21 protein-coding genes are annotated in these 22,641 nt (G+C 68.5%); 14 read left to right on the top strand and 7 right to left on the bottom strand.

Going from position 1 to position 22,641, the window contains the following annotated elements:
* Positions 1–14: 14 nt before the first annotated feature.
* From ABT313_RS20985 to ABT313_RS20970, 4 genes are all read left to right on the top strand, one after another.
* Complete coding sequence (locus ABT313_RS20985; RefSeq protein WP_350856145.1) at positions 15–572, top strand: TetR/AcrR family transcriptional regulator; 558 nt, start codon at positions 15–17, stop codon at positions 570–572.
* Between the two features lie 143 nt (positions 573–715).
* The gene (locus ABT313_RS20980; protein ID WP_350856143.1) at positions 716–1,939 is read left to right on the top strand and encodes an MFS transporter; all 1,224 of its coding nucleotides are present in this window, start codon (positions 716–718) and stop codon (positions 1,937–1,939) included.
* A gap of 10 nt (positions 1,940–1,949) precedes the next feature.
* Positions 1,950–2,675: a CGNR zinc finger domain-containing protein gene (locus ABT313_RS20975; protein WP_350856140.1), complete on the top strand. Its 726-nt coding sequence runs from the start codon at positions 1,950–1,952 to the stop codon at positions 2,673–2,675.
* A gap of 15 nt (positions 2,676–2,690) precedes the next feature.
* Positions 2,691–3,032: a cupin domain-containing protein gene (locus ABT313_RS20970; protein WP_350856137.1), complete on the top strand. Its 342-nt coding sequence runs from the start codon at positions 2,691–2,693 to the stop codon at positions 3,030–3,032.
* A 45-nt stretch (positions 3,033–3,077) separates the two neighbouring features.
* On the opposite strand, the gene lpdA is transcribed toward ABT313_RS20970, so the two are convergent.
* Complete coding sequence (gene lpdA, locus ABT313_RS20965; RefSeq protein WP_350856134.1) at positions 3,078–4,475, bottom strand: dihydrolipoyl dehydrogenase; 1,398 nt, start codon at positions 4,473–4,475, stop codon at positions 3,078–3,080.
* A gap of 155 nt (positions 4,476–4,630) precedes the next feature.
* Between lpdA and ABT313_RS20960 the strand changes: the two genes are divergently transcribed.
* Both ABT313_RS20960 and ABT313_RS20955 read left to right on the top strand, forming a co-directional pair.
* Positions 4,631–6,697: a peptidoglycan DD-metalloendopeptidase family protein gene (locus tag ABT313_RS20960; RefSeq protein WP_350856131.1), complete on the top strand. Its 2,067-nt coding sequence runs from the start codon at positions 4,631–4,633 to the stop codon at positions 6,695–6,697.
* 20 nt (positions 6,698–6,717) lie between these two features.
* Positions 6,718–7,176: a PGPGW domain-containing protein gene (locus tag ABT313_RS20955; RefSeq protein ID WP_350856128.1), complete on the top strand. Its 459-nt coding sequence runs from the start codon at positions 6,718–6,720 to the stop codon at positions 7,174–7,176.
* Here ABT313_RS20955 and ABT313_RS20950 read toward each other — a convergent pair.
* Positions 7,144–8,331 carry an FAD-dependent monooxygenase gene (locus ABT313_RS20950; RefSeq protein WP_350856125.1) on the bottom strand — a complete coding sequence of 396 codons (1,188 nt, stop codon included), beginning with the start codon at positions 8,329–8,331 and terminating at the stop codon, positions 7,144–7,146. The two genes, ABT313_RS20955 and ABT313_RS20950, sit on opposite strands and share 33 nt — an antisense overlap.
* 95 nt (positions 8,332–8,426) lie before the next feature.
* Between ABT313_RS20950 and ABT313_RS20945 the strand changes: the two genes are divergently transcribed.
* Entirely contained in the window at positions 8,427–9,131 is a 705-nt protein-coding gene (locus ABT313_RS20945; RefSeq protein ID WP_350856122.1) for a TetR/AcrR family transcriptional regulator, read from the top strand.
* Here the strand turns inward: ABT313_RS20945 and ABT313_RS20940 are convergent.
* Positions 9,097–9,993: an AraC family transcriptional regulator gene (locus tag ABT313_RS20940; RefSeq protein ID WP_350856119.1), complete on the bottom strand. Its 897-nt coding sequence runs from the start codon at positions 9,991–9,993 to the stop codon at positions 9,097–9,099. The two genes, ABT313_RS20945 and ABT313_RS20940, sit on opposite strands and share 35 nt — an antisense overlap.
* Before the next feature lie 181 nt (positions 9,994–10,174).
* Between ABT313_RS20940 and ABT313_RS20935 the strand changes: the two genes are divergently transcribed.
* Genes ABT313_RS20935 through ABT313_RS20920 form a run of 4 tightly spaced genes read left to right on the top strand, consistent with a single transcriptional unit; the run spans position 10,175 to position 16,124 of the window.
* Positions 10,175–12,964 carry an alpha-L-rhamnosidase gene (locus ABT313_RS20935; protein ID WP_350856116.1) on the top strand — a complete coding sequence of 930 codons (2,790 nt, stop codon included), beginning with the start codon at positions 10,175–10,177 and terminating at the stop codon, positions 12,962–12,964.
* A gap of 54 nt (positions 12,965–13,018) precedes the next feature.
* Positions 13,019–14,350, top strand: a complete 1,332-nt coding sequence (locus tag ABT313_RS20930) for an ABC transporter substrate-binding protein (RefSeq protein ID WP_350856113.1) — start codon at positions 13,019–13,021, stop codon at positions 14,348–14,350.
* A 5-nt stretch (positions 14,351–14,355) separates the two neighbouring features.
* On the top strand, positions 14,356–15,276 hold the full coding sequence (locus tag ABT313_RS20925; protein ID WP_350856110.1) for a carbohydrate ABC transporter permease: 921 nt from the start codon (positions 14,356–14,358) through the stop codon (positions 15,274–15,276).
* Positions 15,273–16,124, top strand: coding sequence for a carbohydrate ABC transporter permease (locus ABT313_RS20920; RefSeq protein WP_350856107.1), 852 nt, complete (start codon positions 15,273–15,275; stop codon positions 16,122–16,124). The genes ABT313_RS20925 and ABT313_RS20920 overlap by 4 nt, the downstream gene beginning before the upstream one ends.
* Here the strand turns inward: ABT313_RS20920 and ABT313_RS20915 are convergent.
* Positions 16,114–16,743 (bottom strand): class I SAM-dependent methyltransferase, encoded by a 630-nt coding sequence (locus tag ABT313_RS20915; RefSeq protein WP_350856104.1) that lies wholly within the window; start codon positions 16,741–16,743, stop codon positions 16,114–16,116. The two genes, ABT313_RS20920 and ABT313_RS20915, sit on opposite strands and share 11 nt — an antisense overlap.
* The gene (locus ABT313_RS20910) at positions 16,740–17,873 is read right to left on the bottom strand and encodes an aminotransferase class V-fold PLP-dependent enzyme (protein WP_350856101.1); all 1,134 of its coding nucleotides are present in this window, start codon (positions 17,871–17,873) and stop codon (positions 16,740–16,742) included. Before ABT313_RS20910 ends, ABT313_RS20915 begins: the two co-directional genes overlap by 4 nt.
* Positions 17,874–17,899: 26 nt before the next feature.
* Here ABT313_RS20910 and ABT313_RS20905 point away from each other — a divergent pair, with 26 nt between their 5' ends.
* Positions 17,900–18,652: a glycerophosphodiester phosphodiesterase family protein gene (locus ABT313_RS20905; RefSeq protein WP_350856098.1), complete on the top strand. Its 753-nt coding sequence runs from the start codon at positions 17,900–17,902 to the stop codon at positions 18,650–18,652.
* Positions 18,653–18,729: 77 nt separating this feature from the next.
* Positions 18,730–20,103 carry an MFS transporter gene (locus ABT313_RS20900; protein ID WP_350856095.1) on the top strand — a complete coding sequence of 458 codons (1,374 nt, stop codon included), beginning with the start codon at positions 18,730–18,732 and terminating at the stop codon, positions 20,101–20,103.
* Between the two features lie 108 nt (positions 20,104–20,211).
* Here the strand turns inward: ABT313_RS20900 and ABT313_RS20895 are convergent, their stop codons facing one another.
* Positions 20,212–20,790, bottom strand: a complete 579-nt coding sequence (locus ABT313_RS20895; protein WP_350856093.1) for a TetR/AcrR family transcriptional regulator — start codon at positions 20,788–20,790, stop codon at positions 20,212–20,214.
* A gap of 48 nt (positions 20,791–20,838) precedes the next feature.
* On the opposite strand from ABT313_RS20895, the gene ABT313_RS20890 reads away from it, so the two are divergent.
* Positions 20,839–22,011, top strand: coding sequence for a class I SAM-dependent methyltransferase (locus ABT313_RS20890; RefSeq protein WP_350856090.1), 1,173 nt, complete (start codon positions 20,839–20,841; stop codon positions 22,009–22,011).
* Between the two features lie 50 nt (positions 22,012–22,061).
* Here the strand turns inward: ABT313_RS20890 and ABT313_RS20885 are convergent, their stop codons facing one another.
* Positions 22,062–22,631, bottom strand: a complete 570-nt coding sequence (locus ABT313_RS20885) for a hypothetical protein (RefSeq protein ID WP_350856088.1) — start codon at positions 22,629–22,631, stop codon at positions 22,062–22,064.
* Positions 22,632–22,641 lie beyond the last annotated feature (10 nt).

Below are 22,641 nucleotides of genomic sequence, written 5' to 3'. Positions count from 1 at the left end.
AGAGAGGTGCCGCCGTGACCCGACCCCAGCGACCGATGCGGGCCGACGCCCAGCGCAATCGTGCGCACGTACTCCGCACCGCGGCCGACGCGTTTGCCGTCGAGGGACTCTCCGTGCCGGTGCACGAGATCGCGAAGCGCGCGGGAGTCGGCACCGGCACGGTCAGTCGGCATTTCCCGACCAAGGAGGCCCTGTACGCCGCGGTCCTCCTCGACCGGATGGGCGAGCTCAGCGGCTACGCGGACACTCTCGCCGCCGAGCACGATCCCGGTACGGCATTCTTCGCCCTCTTCACACGCCTGATCCAGGAAGGCGCCACACATCGGGGTCTGGCCGAGGCGTTGGCGGGCAGCGGATTCGACATCGAGGCCGCGGCATCGGCGGCCGGCTGCAATGTCTCCGACCGGCTGCGCAGGCTCCTGACCGAGGCGCAGGCCGCAGGCGCGGTCGATCCAGCTGTCACTTTCGCCGACCTCAAGGCCCTCACGGCCGGGTGCCTTGCATACGACGGCCCCGACCCCGATCGGGTCATCGAAGTCATCTGCCGCGGCCTCCGCCCGGTATCCGGTTGATCGATCGCGCTACCACCAAATGCCGGTTGACTGGTAGCTGCCGATCTCTTACATTCTCTTCTCATAGGGGATGTTCACGACGATGACGCTGTAGAGCTACCGCCATCGCCCAAGACGACGGTGAATCCGATCGAGGGGGCAGCGTGCGAGAACAGTTCGGAAGCAAGTCGGCGATCATCACGCTCATCGCCCTCACCCTGGCGGTCTTCAGCTATGTGACGACCGAGTCACTGCCGATCGGCCTGCTCCCCCTGGTCGCAGCTGACCTCGGGACCACCGAGTCGGCGGTCGGGCTCCTCGTCACCGGGTACGGCCTGATCATCGTGGCGGTGTCTCTGCCACTCACCAGGCTGACGCGCAGACTGCCTCGCCGGCGGTTGCTGTGCATCCTGCTCGCCGTTTTCGTCGTCGCGACCTGCCTGTCGGCGGCGGCCTGGAACTACTGGCTGCTCATGGGCGCCAGGATGGTGACGGCGCTGAGCCAGGCGCTGTTCTGGTGTGTTGTCACGCCGGCCGCCGCCGGTTTGTTCCGGGCCGAGGTGCGTGGCCGGGCCGTGTCGATCCTGTACGCCGGGGTCTCCGTTGCCGCGCTGGCCGGCATCCCGGGCGGCACGTGGCTCGGGCAGCAGACCAACTGGCGGATGGCGTTCGTCCTACTCACCGGGCCAGGCGTACTCGCACTGATTGCGGTCGCGGCCCTGCTGCCCAACACACCCGCCGGGCAAAGTGCAGCGGACCGAGGCGTCGCGCCCGACCGCAGCCGATACCTGTCCATCGTGGCCACCACAGCCATCGCGGTCACCGGCGGCTTCACCGCCTTCACCTACATCAGCCCGTTCCTGACCGGCTTCAGCGGCTTCGCCGCGTCGTCGCTCGGTCCACTCCTACTGGTACGCGGCATCGCGGGCCTGGCCGCCGTAGTCGTAGTCGGCTTCCTGGTAGACCGCTATGGCTGGCTCACGATGACGGCGCTCATCGGCCTGCAGGTCGTTGCGCTCGCCGGACAGTACGCGCTCGGCGCCTCGCAGGTCGCGGCCGTCATCACGATCGCCCTGTCCGGCTTCACGCTGGCCGGCCTGCCCGCCGTCCTCGGATCACGGGTGCTCCGGCACGCTCCGGGCGCGTCGGACATGGCGAGCGCCGGCACCTCCACCGCGTTCAACACCGGCATCACTGCTGGGGCGTTGTTCGGCAGCCTGCTGCTGGCCGGTCCGGGCGTACGGAGCACAGCACTCGCCGGGGCGCTGCTCAGCCTGCTCGCGTTGGCCGTGGTGCTGGCCGAACCGTTCGTCTCCAGCCAGCGGCAGGTCGCGGCGAGCGTCCGGCAACCAGCCCACTGCAACCTCCGTCAGCCAGTTAGGTGGTAGCTTGAGTCGCATGCAGCCCGATCTGTCCGAGCTGCCGCTTGTCGGTGGACACCCGGCGCTCGATCTGGTCAACACGCTCGAACGCGGAGTACCGCTCGGCGGCGAGCCGCCGTACGACTACCTGACCGACACGTCGGCGCTGCTGCGCTGGACTGTCAGGGTGGGGCTGATCAGCGACGCGGAGGCCACGCGAGTCGGCCGGGCTTGGCGTGCGGACACCGCCACCGCACAGGCCGGGCTGGCCGCCGTACGGGACATTCGGGAGGAACTGCACCCCGCGCTGCTCGCGACGATCCCGCCGGAGCGGGGCAACGCGAACAGCCCCGGCCGGGCCGAATCGATCGCTGCCGGCGCCGCCCTGGTCGAACTCCATGGACGATGGTCGGCGGCGACCGCCCGAGCGGCGCTCGTACTCGACAAAGGCGAACCGCCGAAGGTGCGGCTCGCCTACGGCACGGTGCCGGCGATGCTGATACCCGACCGGATGGCCGAGGCGACAGTCGACGTACTTCTGACAGCCGACCTGACCCGGGTACGGCGATGTCCTGTGGACGAAGGCGGTTGCGGTTGGCTGTTCCTCGACCAGAGCCGCAACGGTTCCCGCCGCTGGTGCCGCATGGCCGATTGCGGTTCCACGGCCAAGGCCCGGCGACTCACCGAGCGCCGCCGCGCTGACCGCCGTAAGGGACCAGCAGCGGGGTCGGGTGGACAATCGCCTCAGCGGGGACAGTCCTAGCGGAAGGACGGCGAGATGAGTACTGAAGAGGTGGCGCCGGAGAGTCAGGGCGTCTCGGTGCAGGACCTGGCCACGGTTGAGCTGGGGCCGGAGCTTCCCGGGATGGAGGGACGCCGCCTCCGGATGCGCATGGTCACGATCGCCCCAGGAGGCGTCTTCGGCCCGCTCCACGACCACGTGGGCCGACCGGGAACCGTCTACGTCCTCGAGGGCACCATCACCGACCACCGCAACGGAACCACGACCGACTACGGCCCAGGCCTCGGCTGGCCCGAGGACCGCAACACCCTCCACTGGCTCGAGAACAGAGGCACCGTCCCCGCGGTGGAGATCTCCGTCGACATAGTCAGCGAATAGAAACAGGCGTCGGCGGGAGCACCCGCCGACGCCCGATCTGCTTGATCAGAAGTTGATCATGTGGCCTTCGAGGCCGTGGAAGACCTCTTGGAGGGCCTCGCTGAGGGTTGGGTGGGCGTGGACGTTGCGGGCCAGTTCCTTGGTGGTGAGGTCCCACTTCTGGGCCAGGGTCAGCTCGGGCAGGAGCTCGGTGACCTCGGGGCCGATCAGGTGGGCGCCGAGCAGTTCGCCGTACTTCGCGTCGCTGATCACCTTGACGAAACCGGTCGGGTCGCCGAGGCCGTGGGCCTTGCCGTTCGCGGTGAACGGGAACTTGGCGACCTTGACGTCGAAGCCCTCCAGCCGGGCTTCTTCCTCGGTCCACCCGAAGCTGGCGATCTGCGGCTGGCAGAACGTCGCCCGCGGGATCATCTTGTAGTCGAGCTCCATCGTCTCGTGCCCGGCGATGGTCTCGGCCGCGATCACGCCCATCGCCTCGGCCGCGTGGGCCAGCATCAGCTTCGCGGTCACGTCGCCGATCGCGAAGATGTTCGGCACGTTGGTCCGGCAGAAGCCGTCGATGCCGATCGCGCCGCGCTCGGTCAGCTGGACGCCGATCTTGTCCAGGCCGTAGCCGTCGACCCGCGGCTGGAACCCGATCGCCTGCAGGACCTTGTCGGCCTCGAGCGTCTGCTGCGCGCCGTCCTTACCGGTGACGGTGACCTTGACCTTGTCCCCGGAGTCGTCGATCGAGTCGACCCGGGTGCCGGTCAGGATGTCGACGCCGAGCTTCTTGTACGCCTTGGCCAGCTCCTTGGACACCTCGATGTCCTCGAGCGGGACGACCCGGTCGAGGAACTCGACGATCGTCACCTTCACGCCGTAGTTCGCCAGCACGTAGGCGAACTCGACGCCGATCGCGCCGGCGCCGGCGATCACGATCGAGCCCGGCAGCTCCTCGGTGAGGATCTGCTCCTCGTACGTCACCACGCGCTCGCTCAGCTGGGTGCCCGGCAGCAGCTTGGTGGTCGCACCGGTGGCCAGGATGCAGTTGTCGAACGTGACCGTCTCCGACGAGCCGTCGTTCAGCGTCACGTCGAGGGTGTTGGCGTCGGTGAACGAGCCCCAGCCGTCGAACTCGGTGATGTTGTTCTTCTTCATCAGGAAGTGGACGCCCTTGACCCGGCCGTCCGCGACCTTGCGGCTGCGCTGCACCGCGGTCGGGAAGTCGAAGGTGACCTCGCCGCTGATACCGAAGGTCTTCGCCTCCGTCCGGAAGATGTGCGAGAGCTCGGCGTTCCGCAGCAGCGCCTTGGACGGGATACAGCCGACGTTCAGGCAGACACCGCCCCAGTACTTCTTCTCGATGATGGCGGTCTTGAGGCCGAGCTGGGCTGCGCGGATCGCCGCAACGTACCCACCCGGACCAGCGCCGAGGACAACAACGTCAAAGTGCGAGGCCATGGAGTGAACTTTAATAGGTCACCCCAGCACGGTCCGTGTCCCGGGTACTCTAGGGGTGCGCGTGAGGCTGCACGGGGAACATTCGTCATGGGGGACCGATGGATCTGGGGAGACGTCGGGGGCTGCGATTCGCGGCTTTCGGGACACTGCTGGCGGTGGTCGCACTGCCGGCGTACGCCGATGACCCGACACCTCCGCCGCCCGCCTCCGTGACCGATGTCAACCGGTCCCTGGAGCAGCTCCAGGCCGAGGCCGCCGCCGTCCAGGCCGACTTCGCCAAGGCGACGATCGCCTATACGAAGGCCCTCAAGGACGCCCAGACCGCCGAGGCGGCCGCGAAGAAGGCGGAAGCCAGCGCCACTGTTTCCAAGGGCAAGGCGGACGAGGAGCGCCGCCAGCTCGGCCTGCTGACCGCCCAGGCGTACCAGTTGGGCATCCCGACCGTGATGGGCACGGAGTCGATGCTCTGGTCGCTCGCGCCGGTCGCGGAGAACCTCCAGGAGATCGCCGATCGGCAGACCGCGATCACCCAGCTCGGCAGCACCCAGGTCGCGCAGTACCGGACGGCCATGGAAGCCGAGTCCGAGTCGAACCGGCTGAAGGCGGAAGCAACCACCAAACGGCAGGCCGCGAACGACGCTGCCGCCAAAGCTCAGGACCTCAGCAAGCAGGTGCAGCAGAAGGCAGCAGACGCCTCAGCCGCTATGGCTGACCAGACTGCCGACCTCGATGTGGCCTCCGCGCTCTCCAAGCAGCTGCAGCTGGTCCGTAACGCGCAGGCGCTCGCGCGCTGGCAGACGTACCTGACCGAGCTGACGTCCGCCAAGATCACTCCCCCGGCAGCCGCCGCACTCAAGAACCCCGCCAAGCTCCCCGCGGGCCTCGCGCCGCTGACCCGCCGTGGCACTCCGGTCCCGGGTGTCGCCTCCGCGGCGGTCGCCGGGCGCACCGTACGGGTGATGTCCGCCGAGACCATCCGCGCGGTCAACCAGGCCTTCAGCCTCGTCGGCAAGCCGTACGGCGTGGCCGCGACCGGCCCGGACAAGTACGGATGTCTCGGCGCGGCCCGGGCCGCCTGGCAGCCGTACACCACCCTCCCGAACCTGGTCGGCAAGGTGTACCCCGACTACCAGGCCGTGCCCAACGCCCAGATCCAGCCGGGCGACCTGCTCGTGATGGGCAGCAAGTCCCTCGGGCTCGTCCACATCGGCGTCGCGCTCGACAACGGCGAGATGATCGCCGCCGACGAGGCCAAGGGCGCGGTCGTCGTCACCACCGTCCCCGACAATCTGTACGCCGCTCTCCGTCCGACCCTCGGTGCGCCGGCCAAGCCTCAGGTCGCCCCGGTCGGCGGGTCCGACGCCTACGCGTTCCGCTGCGGCAACACCGCCACGTCGTACAACGTCGGCTCCGGCGCCTGGACCTGGCCGCTGCCGGACGGCACCTACGAGATCGGTACGCCGTTCGGCCAGTCCGGGTCGATGTGGTCCACCGGACTCCACACCGGCCAGGACTTCCCCGCCCCGATCGGTACGACGGTCCGCGCCGTCACCTCCGGTGTGGTCCGGGTCGAGCACCCCGCCTGGGCCGGCAACCTGGTCCGCATCGACCACGGCAACGGGCTCGAGACGCTGTATGCGCACCTGAGCCGGATCGACGTGTCCGACGGGCAGCAGGTGACGGCAGGACAGCAGATCGGCGCCGTCGGCGACGAAGGGAACGCCACCGGCCCGCACCTGCACTTCGAGGTCCGGCTCGGCGGCGATCCGGTCAACCCGATGCCGTTCCTGGCAACCGGTTCGGCCAGCACCGGCTGGGGTGGCTACAGCAACGGCATGATCCCGGCCAGCAAGCTGTGCGGGATCGGCGGCGGGCACATGCTCCGCTGCGACGCCGCCGCGGCGTACCTGCAACTGTCCGGTGCCTACCGCGCGCAGTTCGGCAAGTCACTGTGCATCACCGACTCCTACCGCTCGTACGCCTCCCAGGTGGACCTGTACGCGCGCAAGCCGTCGCTGGCCGCCCTCCCCGGCACCTCCAACCACGGCTGGGGTGTGGCCGTCGACCTCTGCGGCGGGATCGACAAGTACAGCACCGCCCAGTACCAATGGATGAAGGCGCACGCCCCGACGTACGGCTGGATCCACCCGGCCTGGGCCGAGCAGGGCGGCAACCGCGAGGAACCGTGGCACTGGGAGTTCGGCAACCCGGCCAGTTCGTAGCTGCCCGGTAGGCTGAGGTTGTGGCCGAGCATGAGAGTCCCGACCGCACCGATCACAACATCACGTTGGATGCTGCGGACGACCGATGGGAGTGGCGGCGGAGGATTCGCGAGAATCCGCGCAAGCTGCTGTTCTACCGGATCGGCGTAGGCGTCCTCGGCGGCCTGCTGATCATCGCCGCACCGCTGACCGGCTGGCTGCCGGGGCCGGGCGGGATTCCGCTCTTCATCGCCGGTCTCGCCGTACTGGCCAGCGAGTTCGAGTGGGCCCAGCGGCTGCTGTACCGGGTCAAGGACTGGGTGAAGGCACTCACCGCCTGGACCGGCAAGCAGCCCGCCTGGCTGAAGGCGCTCGGGACGCTCGCGCTGTTCGTCTGCGTGCTCGTTGCGATCTGGCTCTACATGGCCGTGCTCGGTGTCCCGGGCTGGCTGCCCGACTCGTGGGAGTCATTCCTGTACAAGCTTCCCCTGCTTCCCTGAGTAATCAGGTAGCTCGATCAGCTCGCTCATCTTCTGGGCCATCTTGATCATCTGGTTGTTGAAGAACGGGATGTCGAGGATCCGGTTCCGCGCGGTCAGCCCGAACCGGGTGGCCGGCGCCATGAACGACCCCGCGCGGCTGCCGTCCTGGGTGGTCGAGACGGACTTCCGCAGCCGCGCCTCGTAGCGGCCGAACGCAGCACGGAAGTCGTCGCCGGCCTCGGCCAGCTCCCCCGCCAGCACGTAGGCGCCGACGACCGCCGTCCCCGTCCCGAGGGCTCCGAAGGTCGCGCCGTACCCCGCGTCGCCGAGCAGCACGATCCGGTCGGTGGACCAGCGATCCACGCTCACCCGGCTGATCGAGTCGAAGTACAACTCCGTTGCCGCCGGCAACCCCTTCAGCAGCTCCGGCACGTGCCAGCCCAGACCGGTGTACCCCGCGCGCAGGATCGCCTTCTGCTGGTCGAGATCGCGCCGGTCGTAGGTCAGCTCCTTCGACTTGAACACGAACAGCGTCTGCGCCAGCCCCGGATCGCGACGATCCGCGCCGACGCTCGCCAGCTTTCCCGGCACGTTGTACATCAACGTGTCCCCGCTGATCCCCAGCGTGTTCGGCACCTCCCAGCCGCCGACGTAGTAGTTCAGGTGCCGCTCGACCACCCGCTCCTTCGGCCACGCCAGCCGCCGTACGACGGAGTGCATGCCGTCCGCCCCGATCACCAGGTCGTACGTGTCCTCGATGCCGCTCTCGAAGCGCACATCCACACCGGCCGCGTGCTCCTGCAGACTCGCGATCGAATCCCCGAAGCGGTACGTCGCCTGCGCCCGGCTGTGCTCGTACAGCACCCGCGACAGGTCTGCCCGCAGTACCTCCAGCTCCCCGCCGGCGAACTCGGCCGGCAGCCGCATGAGCTGACGGCCGGATGCGTCCACGAACCGCATCGCGTTGCCACCGGTCTGCAGCGAGCGCAGATCCGACAGCACGCCCATCCGCTCCAAGACCGTTGTGAATACCTCGCCGCGGAAGTCCACGGCGTACCCGCCCTGCCGCAGCGCCGGGGCGATCTCGACCACCGTCACGTCGTGCCCCGCCCGCCCGAGCCAGAGCGCCACCGACGGCCCCGCCACGCTCGCACCCGATACCAGAACCTTCATCGTGAACCTCCTGAACTGAAATTGTGTCTGCCGGACACAGTAAAGTGTATGGTAGACACAGTTCAAGTCGGTTTCAGTTCGAGAGGGATCGAAGGATGTCTGAGCTGCTCTGGAGCAAGCCCTCGCCGCCGAGCCGCGGCCCGAAGCCGGCGGTGACGCTGGCCGGGATCGCCGAGGCGGGCATCCGGATCGCCGACGCGGAGGGCCTCGACGCGGTCTCGATGCAGCGGATCGCCGGCGAGCTGCCGGTGACGAAGATGGCGCTCTACCGGTACGTCCCCGGCAAGACCGAGCTGATCGCGGTAATGAGCGACCTGGCCATGGGTCCCCCGCCGGACCGCCCCGACCTACCGTGGCGCGAGGCGCTCTACACCTGGACCATGGACCTGTACGACGGCTTCATGCGGCACCCGTGGCTGTTGCTGTCGACCGTCGGCCGCCGCCTGCTCGGCCCGAACGAGCTCACCTGGATGGAGCGCGGCATCGGGGCGCTGACCGGTACTGGCCTGACCGGGGGCGAGCAGATGGACTCGATCCTGGTGATCACCAGCCACGTCCGCAACATCGCCCAGCAGTCGACGACGTTCCCCGGTCACACCACCGGTCTCACCGAGGAAGACATGCAGGAGACGCTGACTCAGATCCTCACCACCGAGGCCGAGCGCTTCCCGCACCTGACCATGGCCATGCGTACGGCGGCCGGCAGCGAGAACCAGGGGCTGGAGTTCGGTCTGCAGCGGATCCTGGACGGTCTCGAGCTCCTGATCAGCGGTAGGAAAGTGCCGACTTCACCGCATTGAAACGTTGCCGATAGGCCGACGCGGACAACCCGTAGTGCGACTTGAAGCGACGGGCGAAGTAGTTCTGGTCCGGCCAGCCGACCGATTCCCCGATCCGGCTGATCGGCAGGTCGGTGTGCAGCAGCCGGTCGGCCGCGAGCTCGACGCGGTGACGCGACAGGTACGCCATCGGCGGCAGGCCGGTCACCGACTTGAACAATCGGACCAGATACCCCGGCGCGAGGTGCAGCTCGCCGGCCAGATCCGTCAACGTCCAGTGCCTCGCCGGATCTGCCTCCATCAACCGCATCGCATCCAGTACGGCGGGGTGGGTGTGCTCGCTCCGGTCGTCACGGTCCGTCACAGTCCGGGCGACGCAGCTCAAGTACAACGACAGCCAGCCGATGATCTGGCCGCGGTTGCGACTGAGCGGCTGGTCCCGCAGCCGGCGCAGTCCGTCGAGGTGCCCGACGGCCTCTTGCACGGTCTCCGGATCGAGGTGTGTGGAGAGCATTCCGCGGCGCTGCGCGGAGAACGGCCCGGTCCACAACAGGTAACCCAGTAAGGGATCCTCGCGCGCCCAGGCCAGTTCGCGGCGGACCAGATCGGCCGAGAAACAACAGTTGTAGACCTCGAGCGCGTCGCAGTCGACGTACTCGTGCCAGACGCCCGGGCGGAGCAGGATCGCGTCGCCGGGCCGGAGTTGCTGCCGGCCGGCGAGGCTGTGGTGGACGCCCTCACCGCCCGTGACGAGCAGCAGTTCGAAGAAGCTGTGCGTGTGCAGCGGATGGGACTTTTCGTGCACGTGCGGACCGGCGTGCACCACCGTCCCTTCGACGAAGTGCAGCACCGTTCCACGGGTCCTCACGGGCTCGTCGGTCATGGTTCACGATACGAGCCAAGGTGCAGATCGTGCTAGACCGAGTGCACTTCGGGCTACTCGCGGACGACTGCCGGGCACAGGATCGGGGAACAGGCGAAACGTCCCGCCGACAATCAACCGAAGAAGCACCCCGCTCTGTCAGCGCACCCAATGAATCGTTTCACTCGCGACTTGGAGCCTCATGTCGAACCTCGCCGCACCCACCGCCCTTCGCTTCGAGCATCGACCCGCTTCCCCGGGATCCGGCACCGCCGTCGGGATCGGTACCGCGACGCCCCGGATCTCCTGGCAGGTCCCGGCCGCGGACGCCGGCTACGCGCAGACGGCGTACGAGCTCGAGATCAGCACCGGTACGACCCAAGCGTTCACGGTGCAGTCGCCCGACCAGGTCCTGGTTCCGTGGCCGGCTGAACCACTCGGCTCGCGCGAGTCCGCGCAGGTCCGGGTCCGCGTCCGCGGTAACGACGACTGGAGTGAGTGGAGTGAGCCGGCGACCGTCGAGGCCGGTCTGCTCTCCGCCGACGACTGGACCGCGCGGTTCGTCAGCCCGCGGGAGAACCCGCACGGCTCCCCCGCTCCCCTGATCGCGGGTGCCACGAACCTTCCGGAAGGCATCGTCAAGGCCCGCCTGTACGCGACGGCGTACGGGATCTACATCCCCGAGCTCAACGGGCAGCGTGTCGGCACCGAGGAGCTCGCGCCCGGCTGGACGGCGTACCAGTACCGCCTGCGCTACCAGACGTACGACGTGACCGAGCTTGTCCGACCTGGTGAGAACAAGCTCGAGTTCCTCGTCGGCAACGCGTGGTACCGCGGCCGGATCGGCTTCATGCACCAGAAGCAGCTGTACGGCGAGCGGCTCGCCGTCCTCGCGCAGCTCGAGGTGACCACCGAGGACGGCCAGGTCCACACCTTCGCCAGCGACGGCTCCTGGACCTCCCGCGAGAGCAACGTGCTCGCCGACGACCTGTACGACGGCCAGACCACCGACCTCCGCAAGCAGCCCGGCGAGCCGACGCCGGTCGACGTACTTGACGCGGACCTGAACCTGCTCGTCGCTCCCGACGGCCCGCCGGTGCGGATCACCGACGTCCTGCCCGCGCTCGAGATCACTACCTCGCCGTCCGGCAAGACGCTCGTCGACTTCGGGCAGAACCTGGTGGGTCGCATCCGGCTCAAGGTCCGCGGCGGCGCCGAGGGCGACGAGATCGTCGTACGCCACGCAGAGGTCCTCGAGAACGGCGAGCTCGGCGTCCGGCCGCTCCGCACCGCCAAGGCCACCGACGTCTACTACCTGGCCGGACCCGACGAGGTCGTGCTCGACTCCCCGCTCACCTTCCACGGCTTCCGGTACGCCGAAGTCACGGGCGTGGACGCGCTCGCGAAGGAGGACCTCGAGGCGATCGTCGTCGGCACCGACCTGCAGCGGACCGGCTGGTTCGACTCGTCCAACGAGTTGCTCAACCAGTTCCACCAGAACGTCGTCTGGGGCATGCGCGGCAACTTCGTCGACGTACCCACCGACTGCCCGCAGCGCGACGAGCGCCTCGGGTGGACCGGCGACATCCAGGTCTTCTCCCCCAGCGCAAGCTTCCTGTTCGACACCGCCGGCTTCCTGACGAACTGGCTCGCCGACCTGGCGGCCGAACAGCAGAAGGACGGCTCGGTGCCGTACGTCGTGCCGGACGTGCTGCGGCACGAAGGTCCGGCCACGGCCGCATGGGGTGACGCGGCAACGATCGTGCCCTGGGTGATCTACGAGCGCAGCGGCGACGCCGGACTCCTCGCTCGGCAGCTGCCCAGCATGCGGGCGTGGGTCGACAAGATGGCCGACCTGGCCGGCAGCGACCTGCTCTGGTCCGGCGGGTTCCAGTTCGGTGACTGGCTGGACCCGACCGCTCCGCCGGAGAACGCGTTCGCCGCGAAGGCGGACCCGGACGTCGTCGCGACCGCGCACCTGGCCCGCTCGGCAGAGGTGGTCGGGAAGACGGCGGAGATCCTCGGCCACGCCGACCTGGCCCAGGAATACACCGACCTGGCCGCCCGCGTACGGCACGCGTTCGCGACCGAGTACGCGACCGACGGCGGCCGGGTATTGAGCGACGCGGCAACTACTTACGCGCTGGCACTGCAGTGGGCGTTGCTGCCGACCGAGACCCAGCGGCAGCGCGCCGGCGAGCGCCTCGCCGACCTGGTGCGGACGGCGGGCTTCCGGATCAGTACCGGATTCGTCGGTACGCCGCTGATGGCCGACGCACTGGCCGATTCCGGACATCCTGACCTCGCCTACCGCCTTCTGCTACAGACAGGCTGCCCCTCTTGGCTGTACGCAGTGACGATGGGAGCCACGACGGTCTGGGAGCGCTGGGACAGCATGCTGCCCGACGGCAGCATCAACCCCGGTGAGATGACGTCGTTCAACCACTACGCCCTCGGTGCGGTCGCCGACTGGATGCACCGGCGGGTCGCGGGCCTGGCGGCGGCCGAGCCCGGGTACCGCACGATCGACGTACGGCCGCTCTTCACCGAGCAGCTCACGAACGCATCCGCCAAGCACCTCACGCCGTACGGCGAGGCGTCGGTCGCGTGGACCCGCGCCGACGGGCAGGTCACGCTGTCGGTGACCGTTCCGGTCGGGTCCCACGCCAAGGTCGACGTACCGGGGCAGGGTCTCGTCGAGGTCGGACACGGTACGCACGAGTGGACCGCCGCCGACCCGTACGCCGAACTGCCCGCGCTCGCCGCGGATGCGACGATCCGGCAACTGATGGACCACGAGCCGACCTGGTCCGCACTCGCGACCGCGGCCGCCGAGACCGGGATCGTCACCGACGACGCCCAACTCGCCGCCCGCCTCGGGCGGTACCTCGACCAGCCGGCCGCCGGCCTGGTCGAGGCGATCAGCCCACGTGGCTTCACCCCGAGCGCCGAGGCCCTCCAGGCCAAACTCGACGCCCTGCTCAACAACTGATCCCAGTCACCCGACCGCCCCGCTGCTTTGAACAACATCCTTTTGGAGGTCACGATGAAGTTCCGCCCAGGAACTAGTGGACTGGCGCTTCTCGCCGTCGGTTCGCTGGTGCTCACCGCGTGCAGCGCGGGCAGTCTCGGATCCAGTAGTGACTCGGGCAGCAAGGGCTCGGTCGAGATCACGTACCTGATCGGCAACCAGGACCAGGACGTCAAAGAGGCGAACCAGCTGATCAAGGACTTCACCGCGAAGAACCCTGGTATCACGATCAAGACCGAGACCCGCCCGGCCGGCACCGAGGGCGACAACATCGTCAAGACCCGGCTGTCCACCGGCGACATGCCCGACGTCTTCGGCTACAACACCGGGTCGCTGTTCCAGGCGATCGCGCCGCAGAAGAACCTGGTCTCGATCAGCGACCAGCCGTACATCGGCAACCTCGACGACAACTTCAAGAAGACCGTGACCGCCGACGGCCAGGTGTACGGCGTACCCGTCGGCGGGTTCATGGGCGGCGCCGTGCTCTACAGCATCCCGGTCTACCAGAAGCTCGGCCTGAAGGTGCCGAAGACCTGGGCCGAGTTCATGGCCAACAACGCCAAGATCAAGGCCCAGGACCCCGGTGTCGCCCCGGTGATCCAGACGTACGGCGAGACCTGGACGTCGCAGCTGTTCGTCCTCGGCGACTTCCACAACGTCTCCGCCGTCGACCCGTCGTTCGCCGACGACTACACCGCGAACAAGGCGAAGTACGCGACCAACCCGGCCGCGCTGAAGGGCTTCGAGCACACCGAGGCCGTCCACGACGCCGGGTACGAGAACAAGGACTTCGCCTCGGCCAAGTTGCCGGACGGGTTGAAGATGCTTGCCACCGGCAAGGGTGCGCACTACCCGAACCTGTCCGGCGTGGTCGCGAACATGGTCGCCACCTATCCGGACGCGGCCAAGACCGTCGGCCTGTTCGCGTTGCCTGGTGACGACGCGAGCAAGAACGGCCTGACACTGTGGACGCCGGGCGGGCTGTACATCCCGAAGACCACGACCGGCGACAAACTGGACGCGGCGAAGAAGTTCCTCGCCTTCGTCGCCAGCCCGGACGGCTGCGCCTCGCAGACCGCTGCCGGCGCGCCGACCGGGCCGTACGCCGTCAAGGGCTGCACGCTCGGCGACGACGTACCGCAGGCGATCAAGGACATGCAGCCGTACCTCGACAAGCCGGGGTCGTCCAGCCTGGCGCTGGAGTTCCTCTCGCCGGTCAAGGGCCCGTCGCTCGAGCAGATCACCGTCGAGGTGGGCTCGGGGATCCGCAAGGCGAAGGACGGCGCCGCGCGGTACGACGAGGACGTGAAGAAGCAGGCGCAACAACTCGGTCTGGCAGGTTGGTGAGGTCCGTGACTGTGTCGATCACACAGGAGCGCACCAAGACCGCCCCGGTCACCTCGACGACCGGGGCCAAGGTCTACCGTCCGTACTCGAACTGGTTCTACCTGCCGACCGCCGTCATCTACGGCGTGCTGTTCCTGGTCCCGACGTTCGCCTCGCTCTACTTCAGCCTGACCCGGTGGAGCCTGTTCGAGTCGAAGTTCATCGGGCTGGACAACTTCAAGCTGTTCTTCCAGGAGCCGGCGCTGGTCAAGGGCTTCACCAACACGCTCATCTACGCCGTCATCACGTCCGGGTCGAAGGTGGTGCTCGGGCTGCTGCTCGCGGTGCTGCTGACGTCGCAGATCGTTGCCCGCGGCTACCTCCGGTCGGTGGTGTTCTTCCCGGTGCTGGTCTCCACGATCGGCGTCGGGCTGACCTTCACCGTGCTGATGAACCCGGAGAAAGGCCTGATCAACGAGTCGCTCGGGCTGCTCGGGATCAACGGTCCCGGCTGGCTGACCGATCCGAAGTGGGCGCTGCTCTCGGTGGCCGCCGTCGATGTGTGGAAGGGCGTCGGTCTCGCGACGCTCATCTACATCGCGGGGATCGTCTCGATCCCGCGTGAGTACATCGAGGCCGCCCGGGTCGACGGCGCGACGTCGTGGCAGCAGTTCTGGCGGATCGTCCTGCCGCTGTCCCGGCCGGCCACCGTGACCGTCATCATCTTGTCGCTGATCGGCGGGCTGCGGTCCTTCGACCTGATCTGGGCGATGACCCGCGGCGGCCCGGGGTTCACCTCGGACGTCATCGCATCGGTGATCTACAAGCAGTACCAGGCCGGGTTCTACGGCCTGTCAACCGCGGGCAACGTGGTGCTGTTCATCACCGTCACCGCGATCATCCTGCCGTTGTCGTGGTTCCTGAACCGCAAGGAGGTGGACCTGTGAGCACGGCCGAACTCGTCAACCACCGCCCGGCGCGGAAGTGGATCCTCAGCACGGTTGCCATCGTGGTCTCGCTCGTGGTGTTCGTCATCCCGTTCGCGTTCATCGTGCTGACCGCGGTGAAGGACCGGACCCAGTCGGCCGACCTCAGCTTCTCCTGGCCGCACCAGTTCCGGTTCGTGCAGAACTTCATCGAGGTGGTCGAGGCCCGCGACTACATGCTGGTGATCGCGTTCATCAACAGCACGATCCTGACCGTGGCCAGCGTCACCGGGATGGTGGTGCTCGCGGCCATGGCCGGGTTCGTGCTGCAGCGGCGGAAGAGCCGCTGGAACGGGTTCATCAACTTCCTGGTGCTGGCCGGCCTGATCATCCCGCCGGCCGTCGTACCGACGATCTGGGTGCTGCAGAAGATCGGGCTGTTCAAGACGATGCCGGGGCTGATCCTGATCGAGATCGCCTACGGGTTGTCGTTCTGCATCCTGTTGTTCCGCGCGTTCGTCGCGACGATCCCGCGGGAGCTGGACGAGGCGGCGATCATCGACGGCGCCGGCCCGTTGCGGCTGTTCTTCCAGGTCGTGTTCCCGCTGCTGAGATCGGTGATCGTGACCGTCGTGGTGGTGCAGTCGGTCAACGTGTTCAACGACTTCGTGAACCCGTTGTACTTCCTGCCCGGTGACCAGAACGCGACGGTGCAGCTGACCTTGTACAACTTCTCCAGTCAGTTCACCACGCAGTACAACCTGCTGTTCATGGACATCCTGCTGATCACGATCCCGCCGCTGATCATGTTCTTGTTCTTCAACCGCCAGATCGTGGCCGGCCTGACCTCCGGGGCGATCAAGGGGTAACCGGTTTGCGGACGATGTGCGCCGCCTGCGCCTTGTCCTTCTCGCCGGGCATCGCCGCGCGCGTCAGGGTCGCCACCTCGGCGAACCCGGCGCCGGCGAGCAGCCCGGCGACGTCCGCGGTGTCGTAGCTGTAGACCTCGAGGTCGAGGTCGTGACCGTAGGCATTGCTCAGATGCCGTCTGCCGCCACCCACCTTGAAGCCGTGCACCAGGTGGCCGCCGGGCCGCAGCACGCGGTACAGCTCGGCGAACACCGCCGGCAGGTCCTCGCGTGGAGTGTGAACAAGCGAGTACCACGCGAGTGCCCCGGCGAGCTCGCCGTCCTTCAGATCGAGGTCGAACAGCGAGCCGACCTCGAACCGCAGATCCGGATACTCGCGGCGGGCGACCTCGATCATTCCCGGCGTCAGATCGATCCCGAACACGTCCAGCCCACGCCCGGCGAGGTACGTCGTGATCCGCCCGGTCCCGCATCCGAGATCACCGACCGGCCCGCCGTCGACCAACCGGGCGAAGTAGTCGAGCGCACCCTGCTCGAACGGATCGGCGTGGTGGTAGTCCCGCAGGATCGCGTGGTAGTCGGCGGCGGCAGTGTTGTATGACCGCTGGATGTCGTTCACGCGAGGACTCTAGGGAGCCCCTCCGACAGTTTCTGGTAGTCCGCGAGCGAGTTGTAGGCATGCGCCGACAACCGGATGAACTTGCGGTCCTCGAAGCCGGTGAACGTGATCTCGGCCTTCAGTTCGCGCGAGATCCGCATCTTCAGCGCGTCGCCGCCGGACAGGTCGACCGACGACGGCAGCTCGACCAGGCGCATCGTCGTCGGCGGGTGCACGACCTCCGCGATCCCCGTGCCGAGCGACTTCGCCAGGATCCGCGCGCCCTCCTCGACCAGCGTGGTCAGCTGCGGACGCCGGGTCGGCCAGTCCAGGTCGGCCAGCACCCGCAGCGACTCAGGCGCCGCGATCCACGGCACGTAGTCGTAGGTGCCCTGCATGTCGAAGCGCTCCGGCATCCGCTCGTCGTACTCCGACCAGGACACGATCAGCGGCATCGTTGCCGTGCGCCACCGTTCCGCGACCACCAGCCCGGCGGTCGCCCGCGGCGCTGCCGGCCACTTGTGGAAGTTGCCGGTCCAGAAGTCGGCGCCCGCGGCCGCCGGGGCGTCGATCAGCGCCGGGGCGTGCGCGCCGTCCACCACGATCGGTACGCCGTGCGCGTGGGCCGCCTGGACCAAGGCGTCGACCGGGAGCACCTTCGCCGTACCGGAGGTGATCTGGTCGACGATCAGCACGGAGGCGTTGTCGAGATGCTCGGCGATCAGCGAGACCACGGTCGCGTCGTCGGCCTCGAGCGGGATGTGGACGATGACGATCTCGGCCTGATGAGCCTTGGCCGCGCGCTCGGCGGCGTACCGGACGGCGCCGTACGTGTGGTCGGTCAGGACGATCCGGCTACCGGCCGGGATCGGCAGCGTGGCGAGCGCGACGGTGACGCCGGCGCTCGCGTTCGGGACCAGGGCGAACCCGGCGGGATCGGTTTCCAGGAACGCGGCCAGCGCGAGGCGGCTCGCGGTCAGCCGGTCGGCGACCGTCCGGAACCAGACCATCGGGTTCGCGTCCATCTCGGTACGCAACGCGGCCATCAGGTCCTGGGTCCGGCGCGGGACAGCGCCGTACGAGCCGTGGTTGAGGTGGAGGACGCCTGGGTCGAGGGTCCACAGGTCGGGGCGGGGGGTGAATACCGTCACCACCCAAACGGTACATACTTCCAGTCGTGTACCCCTACCTCGACCACGACGGCCCGATCGCGATGGCTCATCGAGGCGGCGCGAAACACCCCGACAACATCGGCTACGAGAACTCGCTGCACGCGTTCCAGAACGCCGTCGATCTCGGGTACACCTACCTCGAGACCGACCTGCACGCGACCAGCGACGGCGTCGTGATCGCGTTCCACGACGACAAGCTCGACCGGGTCACCGACCGGACCGGCGTGATCGCGGAGCTGCCCTGGTCCGAGGTCAGCAAGGCGAAGATCAACGGTCACGAACCGATCCCCCGGCTGGACGAGCTGCTCGAGCACTTCCCGGACATCCGGTTCAACCTCGACATCAAGGCGGAGGGCGGGCTCGAGCCGGCCGCGGCGGTGCTGCAGGCCGCGAACGCGGTCGAGCGGGTCTGCGTCTCGTCGTTCTCCCAGTCCCGGGTACGCCGGATCCGCAAGCTGCTCGGTCCGCGGCTGTGCACCGGGTACGGCGAGTTCGAGATCGTGCTGATCCGGTTCCTGCCGTTCGCGCTGCCGTCGGCCGGCGCCTGCCTGCAGATCCCGCAGTCGTACGGGCCGCTGCGGGTTCTCACGCCGGGGTTGATCAAACGAGCGCATGCCAGGGGCAAGCAAGTGCACGTCTGGACCGTCGATGATCCCGCCGAGATGCGGCGGATGCTCGACGCCGGAGTCGACGGCCTGATCACCGACCGGACCGATCTGCTCAAGGAGGTCCTGGTCGAACGGGGCCAATGGCACTGAGTGTTATCCGGAGTGTTATCCGCAGTGTTATCCGAGGGTGGCCCGGATCGTCCCGCGAACCTGACACACTTCCGCGCATGGGACTTCTCTCCGCCCCGGCCGCGGTGGACAAGCGTGAGTACTGGGGGTTCAGCCTCTACGACTGGGCGAACTCCGGCTATGTCACCACGGTCGGCACCGTCCTGTTCGCGCCGTACCTGACCTCGGTCGCCGAGCAGGCGGCCTGCGGGTACTCCGGGACGACGGACCACCCGTGCCGCACGAACCTCGACGTACTCGGTCTCGGCATCTCCCCCGGATCGCTGGCGTTCTACGTCGTGACCGTGGCGACGCTGGTGTCGGCGCTGTTCCTGCCGGTGGTGGGCGCGATCGCGGACCGGATGGCCCGCAAGAAGCTGCTGATGTGCGCGTTCGCCTGGGCCGGGGCGCTGGCGGCCTGCTGCATGGTGTTCGTCGGCGGCGGCCGCTGGGCGCTCGGTGCGTTGCTGCTGTTCATCGGCAACCTGTGCCTGGGCTCGTCGCTGGTCGTGTACGACTCGATCCTGATCGACATCGCCCCGCCGGACCAGCGTGACGCGGTCTCGTCCCGCGCCTGGGCCTTCGGGTACGCCGGCGGGTTCATCCTGCTGCTGGTCAACCTGGCTGTCGTCACAGCGCACGACGCGCTCGGGATGAGCCAGGGCACCGCCGTACGACTCAGTCTGCTCAGCGCGGGCCTGTGGTGGGGGTTGTTCACGTTCTTCCCGTTCCTGCGGCTACGGGACCGTCCGCCGGCGAGCGTCGTACCGGTCCGCAGCGGGAACCTGGTGCGGCAGAGCTTCGGCCAGCTGGCGGCGACGCTGAAGCACCTGCGCAGCTACCCGATGACGATGCTGTTCCTGATCGCGTACCTGTTCTTCAACGACGGCATCCAGACGGTCATCTCGGTGTCCTCGACGTACGGCGAGAAGCAGCTCGGGTTCGAGACGCAGGTGCTGATCGCGACGATCCTGATGGTGCAGTTCGTGGCGTTCTTCGGCGCGATCGTGTTCGGGCGGGTCGCCGCCCGGTACGGCGCTCATCGCACGATCACCGGCGGGCTGGTGATCTGGATGCTGATCGTGATCGCCGGGTTCCTGTTGCCGGCGCACCAGATCGTGCCGTTCCTGGCGATGGGTGCGGCGATCGGCATCGTGCTGGGCGGGACGCAGGCGCTGTCCCGGTCCGCGTTCAGCCAGCTGATCCCGAAGGGCCGCGAGGCGGAGTACTTCTCGCTCTACCAGGCCGGCGAGCGCGGTACGTCGTGGCTGGGCACGCTGGTGTTCGGCCTGGTCCACCAGATCACCGGGTCCTACCGCCCGGCGATCGTGGCGCTCGGGCTGTTCTTCGTGATCGGGCTGGTGCTGCTGGTCCGCGTCGACATGCGCCGCGGCATCACCGAGGCGGGCAACGCCCAGCCAAGCATCGTCTGACGGCGGATCCGCACCACTCACCAACCTCGCCAGTTCCCGGCCGCACCGGCTCGGCTGCCCGTCGGGGCCGGCCGCGGCGAGGGCTTACTGAGTGCTGCAGGTCCGCACCTACCCAGGGACCACTGAGGCGACCAAGGCTCGCACTTGGTGTGTGGTCGGCCGGACGCCGGTGCGGTCGGCGAACAGCAGGTGGGCGGAGCCGATCAAGGTGAGGCCGAGGGAGCCCAGGTCCGCGTCGGCGGGGATCCGGCCGAGGGTCTGCTCCGCGCCCAGGTAGTCGAGGATGATGTGCCCGGCGTCGGTCAGGATCGGTACGCCGGTCGGCACGGCCTCCCGCAGCCGGGCCCGCAGGCCGTCCCGCGAGATCGTCAGACTGACGATCGCCACCGCGACCGAGCCGAACAGGTCGGTCAGCATCGTCGTCAGGTTATCGACGACGGTCCCCTGTCCGACGGCGTTCCGCAGTACCACGGCCTGGTCGTCGAGGCGGCGGATCCGGTCCAGGACGAGCTCGGCGAGGAAGCCGTCGAAGTCGGTGAAGTGCTTGTGCAGCACCCCCTTCGCACACCCCGCCTCAGCCGTCACCGCACGGCTGGTCAGCGCCTCGGGCCCCTCCCGCAACAACACCCGCTCCGCCGCGTCGAACAACTGCTCCCGCGCATCCCGCATCGCGACACCGGTCGGCACAAATCACTCCCTTGACACAAATGGGCACCCGCCCACTACCGTGGGCACATGCCCACTCTACCGCCAGAACCATCCCAGGAGCAGTCGCAGAAGCCGTCGCAGAAGCAGCCTCAGAAGCAGCCGCTGGCGCAGCCGCAGGCGCAGAAGCTGGCGCAGCCGCAGGAGCAGCCGCAGGCGCAGGAGCTGGCGCAGGAGCTGGCGCAGCCGCAGGAGCAGGAGCAGCCGCAGCCGCAGGAGCAGGAGCTGGCGCAGAACCAGCCGCAGGAGCAGCCGCTGGCCCAGGAGCTGGCGCAGGCGCAGGACCAGCCGCGGGAGCAGGACCAGGCGCGGGAGCAGGCGCAGAACCAGGCGCGGGCGGCTGACGCCGCTGCCGTGAGCGGGAGGCTCGGCGGGCCCGATGCGCACGGTGGGAGTGACCGGCCCGGGGCGTCTGGGGGCGGCGACCCGCATCGGCGGCGGGAGATGGCTGAGTCATTTGGCGCTGATCCCGGGCTGTACGACCGAGCTCGGCCCCGGTACCCGGACTCCTTGATTGACGCGGTTGTTGCGTCGGCGCCTGGGGTTGCGGTGCTGGATGTCGGGTGTGGGACCGGGATCGCCGCGCGGCAGTTTCAGGCGGCCGGTTGTCGGGTGCTCGGTGTCGAGGTGGACGAGCGGATGGCCGCGTTCGCCCGCAGCACCGGCGTCGAGGTCGAGGTGTCCGCGTTCGAGACCTGGGATCCGGCCGGCCGGACCTTCGACGCGCTCGTTGCCGGCATGACCTGGCACTGGATCGACCCGGCCGCCGGCGCCGCGAAGGCAGCTGCGGTGCTCAAGCCGGGCGGCCGGTTCGCGGTCTTCTGGTACGTGCTGCAGCCGCCGCCCGACCTGGGCGCCGCGTTCGCCGCCGTACACCGCGAGGTTCTCCCCGACAGCCCGGTCGACTCACGGGTCGCCGCCTCGCCGCTCGGGGCGTACGAGCACTTCCTCGACCGTGCCGCCGACAGCCTCACCACGACGGGCGCCTTCACCGACCTCGAGCGTCCGACGTACCCGTGGAGCCGCTCATACACCCGCGACGAGTGGCTAGACCAACTCCGTACGAGCGGCATCGCCAAACCCCTCGCCGACCTAGGCAAGCTCGACGAGATGCTCGAGCGAACCGGAGCCGCCATCGACGCCGCCGGGGGCAGCTTCACCCTCGACTCCACCGCCGTAGCCCTCACCGCCACCCGCGCATAAACGTGCGCCCGGCCGGGGTGCTGGCCGGGCGCACGGCTTGCGGGGGATCCTCAGCGCGAGGAAGGCGTCGAGCTCGGGTTGCGGAAGCCGCCGCCGAAGCCGCCGAGGGAGCCTTGGCGGACCGAGTTCGCGGTGATGGTGCCGTTCGCGGACTGGCCGGTGACGACGACCTGCTCGCCGGCCTTCAGGTCGGCGGCGGTGCCCTTCGAGGTGATCTCGTACGTCGTGTCGCCGTTGAGCTTCACGGTGACGTTGCCGGTCTGCGTCTTCACGACCAGCTCCGAGCTGTTGGCCGAGACGACCGTACCGATCGTGCCGCCGCCGCCCGGGAACTGCCGCTGGCCCTGACCGTTCTGACCACCGCCTCCCCCGCCGTTCTGCCCGCGGAAGCCGCCGTACCCGCCGGCACCACGCCCGGCTTGCGGCTGGTTGGACGAGCTGTTCGACGCGAACGCCGCATGCAGCCCGGCGCCACCGGCGAGCCCGACCGCGAGCACGACGACCCCGGCCAGGATCGCCGTCGCCAGCGGCAGCGCGAGAGTCTTCTTCGGCTTGAGTGCCGCGTCGACCTCCTCGTCGGACCCGATCTGGGCGAACTCATCGGGCGTCTGGTTACTCATCAAACATGCC

Source organism: Kribbella sp. NPDC000426 (genome assembly GCF_040300265.1).
Classification (GTDB): Bacteria; Actinomycetota; Actinomycetes; order Propionibacteriales; family Kribbellaceae; genus Kribbella.
Note: the sequence above shows the minus strand (reverse complement) of the source record. Positions and strands in the feature narration are given on the sequence as shown.

What these genes read in the sequence shown, in the direction of transcription:
- ABT313_RS20970 (WP_350856137.1), top strand. Translation starts at nt 2,691, where the DNA reads ATGAGTACTGAAGAGGTGGCGCCGGAGAGTCAGGGCGTCTCGGTGCAG.
- ABT313_RS20935 (WP_350856116.1), top strand. Translation starts at nt 10,175, where the DNA reads ATGTCGAACCTCGCCGCACCCACCGCCCTTCGCTTCGAGCATCGACCC.
- ABT313_RS20890 (WP_350856090.1), top strand. Translation starts at nt 20,839, where the DNA reads ATGCCCACTCTACCGCCAGAACCATCCCAGGAGCAGTCGCAGAAGCCG.
- lpdA (WP_350856134.1), bottom strand. Translation starts at nt 4,475, where the DNA reads ATGGCCTCGCACTTTGACGTTGTTGTCCTCGGCGCTGGTCCGGGTGGG.
- ABT313_RS20945 (WP_350856122.1), top strand. Translation starts at nt 8,427, where the DNA reads ATGTCTGAGCTGCTCTGGAGCAAGCCCTCGCCGCCGAGCCGCGGCCCG.
- ABT313_RS20885 (WP_350856088.1), bottom strand. Translation starts at nt 22,631, where the DNA reads ATGAGTAACCAGACGCCCGATGAGTTCGCCCAGATCGGGTCCGACGAG.
- ABT313_RS20940 (WP_350856119.1), bottom strand. Translation starts at nt 9,993, where the DNA reads ATGACCGACGAGCCCGTGAGGACCCGTGGAACGGTGCTGCACTTCGTC.
- ABT313_RS20900 (WP_350856095.1), top strand. Translation starts at nt 18,730, where the DNA reads ATGGGACTTCTCTCCGCCCCGGCCGCGGTGGACAAGCGTGAGTACTGG.
- ABT313_RS20950 (WP_350856125.1), bottom strand. Translation starts at nt 8,331, where the DNA reads ATGAAGGTTCTGGTATCGGGTGCGAGCGTGGCGGGGCCGTCGGTGGCG.
- ABT313_RS20930 (WP_350856113.1), top strand. Translation starts at nt 13,019, where the DNA reads ATGAAGTTCCGCCCAGGAACTAGTGGACTGGCGCTTCTCGCCGTCGGT.
- ABT313_RS20975 (WP_350856140.1), top strand. Translation starts at nt 1,950, where the DNA reads ATGCAGCCCGATCTGTCCGAGCTGCCGCTTGTCGGTGGACACCCGGCG.